Genomic DNA, 2,533 nt, shown 5'->3' on the forward strand with positions numbered 1-2,533 from the left:
TAAACTCTATTCTATACTACAACAACGTTTATAGCACAGGCAGAGAAGTGGTTTTATGAAATAATCTATTAATAACTTGACATGCTTATATGTATACTGATATCATCAGGCCTTCACGCCCTGGTGTTTTTGACATAAAGCCTCTCTTTAATTACATAGTGGTGATCTTCATCAGTATGCCAGGGCGATGGCACATTGGCAGCGGGTTCGATTGAGTATGTATATCTGTTCCTCTATCAAATCTTCTTGGCTCTTGTTTTGCATATAGTGGTTGCCCTAAAGTATTCACTGTCTCATTAAAATCCGCTGGAGCAAAGTAAGTGGTAAATGTATTGGCAGTTCCCAGCGGAAAACAATTTCCAGTATCTTTCTCAATAAATCTTCTAACATTGCCGTCTGGATCTGTAGCTTGCCCTCTATATTCCTCAAACGTAATGCCACAGAATGTAAATCCTGATCTCATATCATCCCTCAAAGCTGCTCCTTCTTGCCATCTTTCGTATGCTTCTTTTACTTTAGCGTGAGAAGTTAGAGCATCGAAAAATTCAGGGCTTACCAGTGCATGTACTCTTTCCATATACTCACCGCTTAAGTTATCCTCTATATGTCGCAGTACTTCTAAACATTTACGTTTTACATCTGTTGTTGCTGTGCCAAGGGCAAAATTTACTACTTTTGGCGTAATTTCAAATTCATTGTAAAGATTCAGTAATTCAGAGCCATCTGCATCAAGAATAACCCCCTTCAATGCCCCCATACGTAAGTGTTCCAACGTTATCGCATGTTTATTTCTCATTGTTTGCAAATGATCGGTTATCACATCAGCCAAGGCTACAAGTTCATTTTCTGAACCAAATGCCCTGATTCCTTGAACTTCCTCTGGCAATACTACATCATCGTGTGGAATATGTGGAATTGTAAAAGTTCTCACCTTTCTTTTTCCTCTTTTGCCGACTGTTGCTGGCGCTCCTGGGACTTGCGTTGGTAATAAACTTAACACTCCATTTTGCTCTTCAATAGTAATGTGGCGGTATCTCACTGATTTACTTGGAAACAATTTCAAACTTTCTGTTCGACCAAAATTAATCGGTAATATGTTAATAGCTCCAGTCAATGCTGTCATACTAAATGCTGGATTTGTAAATGGATTTTGCATTTTCTCCCCCTTTTTTCCTAATAATGATGTTTTCGTTAGACTCCTTTGCGGATGACGATTCCTCGTGCCTCAAGTTGTTTTATTGCCGCTGTTTTTTGTTCTTCGGTAATATTTGTTGGCCAAACAATAGCATAATCAGCAAGCAAAGCTATTCTGGTAATTACTACCGCTTTGGTGTTTTCTTTTGCATTTAAATCACTTGTGATTACTCCTATTGCCGTTTGCGTTCCATCTGTTGCAGTTGGATTTAAGACTTTAATTAGATTATCTTTGCTATCTAAGCCAACAACTGCTCCAAGTTTCAGGTTTTGCCCCTTGGCTACTGTTATTTGCTCTCTTGAGTAAAGATTTGATGCCTCGTACTTTAATAGGTCACCTAGGTTATTTTGTTCAATTATACAACTCATAAACGTTTCTCCTCCTTAATTGTTTTACCGCCGCTTTTATTAAGTAGACCTTCTGCGAAACAAAGAAATAAACGTCAAATTCTTTTTGGGGGGTACAAAAACCTATCCCATGTGTGACTTTGCTTCTCTACGGCGCTCTAAACAAGAAAATTTTTAAAAAATATGAAGAGAAACCTTCCAAGCTAAGTTTCACGTTTTGCAGAAGGTCTAGTGTTATATACGGCGGTTCTGTGTTTGTATGCCACGGTACTACTTTATAATTAGCTATTATGGCGGGTTTTAGCTGCCTGCATCATCAAGTCCTCTGATGAACTTTGTGGTATTGTGCTTAAAATTTCAGTCTTTGTTGTCCTTTCTGCAAGTGTAGACATTAAGCTCTCTCGTGCCTGCTCAACGTTTACTCCCTGCTCAACAAACTCTAATAATTTCTCTGGCATCTTGGACAAGTTACACAGTCTTGCTATTTCCAGTACTTCAGTTCGATACTTGTTATATTTTTCTATTAAATCATCATTATTAGCTGTCATAGTTTCTCCTTTGTTAATAATTTCATTAAAAGTTGCTACTTCATCTATAAGGCCTATTTCTATTGCATTTTCACCAAAATAAAGCCCTGCTTCTGTGTTTTTAATTGCTTCTACAGAAAGATTTCTATTGCGTGCTATGAGCTGGGAAAACATTTCATATAAGCGATTTACTTCATTTTGTAGATTTTCTAAACTTTCTGAAGTAACTGGTTCATGTGGATTTAAATCATTCTTTCGGCTACCAGCAAAGATTGTGGTGTACTTGATACCTTGCTTTTCATTAAACCCACTTTGATCGATGTGACTTGCTATTACCCCTATACTTCCTACTCCTGAAGTTCTGCTTACAAAAACCTTTTCAGCGCTTGAAGCAATTGCATATGCAGCAGAGTACGCATCATCATTGGCTATAGCGATAATTTTCTTCTGTGCTCTTGCATTAT

At 37.7% G+C, this 2,533-nt stretch carries 3 protein-coding genes; all 3 read right to left on the reverse strand.

Translation table 11 applies throughout. The features are described 5' to 3' along the window. Positions 1-151: 151 nt before the first annotated feature. A complete protein-coding gene (locus tag IC220_RS06905) occupies positions 152-1,156 on the reverse strand; it encodes a major capsid protein (protein WP_188153716.1) in 1,005 nt (334 codons plus the stop codon). Between the two features lie 35 nt (positions 1,157-1,191). Next, entirely contained in the window at positions 1,192-1,563 is a 372-nt protein-coding gene (locus IC220_RS06910; protein ID WP_188153717.1) for a head decoration protein, read from the reverse strand. Positions 1,564-1,823: 260 nt separating this feature from the next. Continuing rightward, a partial coding sequence (locus IC220_RS06915; protein WP_188153718.1) for a S49 family peptidase occupies positions 1,824-2,533 on the reverse strand: 710 nt, incomplete at its 5' end.

This window comes from Wolbachia endosymbiont of Pentalonia nigronervosa (assembly GCF_014534705.1).
In the GTDB taxonomy this organism is placed as follows: domain Bacteria; phylum Pseudomonadota; class Alphaproteobacteria; order Rickettsiales; family Anaplasmataceae; genus Wolbachia.

Bases quoted from the DNA above. Each gene is read 5' to 3' on its own strand.
- IC220_RS06905 (WP_188153716.1), bottom strand. From the start codon at position 1,156: ATGCAAAATCCATTTACAAATCCAGCATTTAGTATGACAGCATTGACT.
- IC220_RS06910 (WP_188153717.1), bottom strand. From the start codon at position 1,563: ATGAGTTGTATAATTGAACAAAATAACCTAGGTGACCTATTAAAGTAC.